This window comes from Bradyrhizobium uaiense, from assembly GCF_010811875.1.
Taxonomy (GTDB): domain Bacteria; phylum Pseudomonadota; class Alphaproteobacteria; order Rhizobiales; family Xanthobacteraceae; genus Bradyrhizobium; species Bradyrhizobium uaiense.
The window spans coordinates 1-952 of sequence record NZ_VKHP01000520.1; the positions used below are offsets into that span (position 1 = coordinate 1).

The window sequence follows — 952 nt, forward strand, 5'->3', positions numbered from 1 at the left end:
ACGGTGCCGGCGAGCGCAGTTCGCAGGCCCCGAATGCCGTCAGCGGGCGGCCGGCGTCGCGGATGATATCGGCAATCCGTTCAAAACCCGCGCTCAAGGGTACCGATTCAGAGAACCTGACCCGCTCGATGGCATAACCGGGCAGAGCACCGATGCCGCAGGAATACTGACTGACGCCGGGCATGAAGCGGTAGCCGCCGTCGGGAGCTTCGATGGTGTCGGTCATGGTGCCTCTTGGTGTGAACGATGTGAACACGGTGATGCGGCTGTCACGATGAGGTCGCGCGCTGGATACACGAACGGCTCGATTTCATCACAGCTGTCGTCCTGGCGAAAGCTATCAGACCCGTCATCCTGAGGAGCGCGTAGCGCGTCTCGAAGGATCGACGGCCACCAGCCGGGCCGTCCATCCTTCGAGGCTCGCTCCGCGGCGCAAGTGCGCCGCAAGGCTCGCACCTCCAGCGACAACGGCTTCGCCGTTGCGCGGGGATGACGGGCGTCAAAGCTGATTCAACCTTTCAGATAGCGAGCATTCGGTGTCATCGTCAGCGAAAGCGGTGATCCGGTATTCCAGAGGCGCTTGTGCTTGAGCCGAGAAGCCGCGGCGTACTGGGGCGATGACACTGTGGTCGGGGACGCAGTTTCGCATTCTCGCGACATGGTTGTCCGAGTCTTGCTCGTTCGTTCCGCCCTCTCTTCGAACAGAGGGCGCAGGGAAAGCCGGGTGCCGATCGCACCCATGGGCCCCGAGCAAAGGGTAGAAAGCTCGGGGGTAGGACCACAGGTGTAACCGGAGCAATCCAGCTTTCCCTGCGCGATGGGTTACGGCTTATACGTGCTCTCCCAGGCGAGACTGGGCTTTGTTGTCACCGTCTTCGCAAGAACGCTTTCGCGTCTTGCGAGGAGACACCTACCACTAGGGCGTCAGGCCTGCACGACTTCGCCGTCCGCT

Annotated in this window: 1 pseudogene; it reads right to left on the bottom strand. The window is 62.3% G+C overall.

What is annotated here, in order from left to right:
* Positions 1-226: pseudogene (locus tag FNJ47_RS46230) on the bottom strand (2-amino-5-chloromuconate deaminase CnbZ); the annotation flags it as partial.
* Between the last annotated feature and the right edge of the window lie 726 nt (positions 227-952).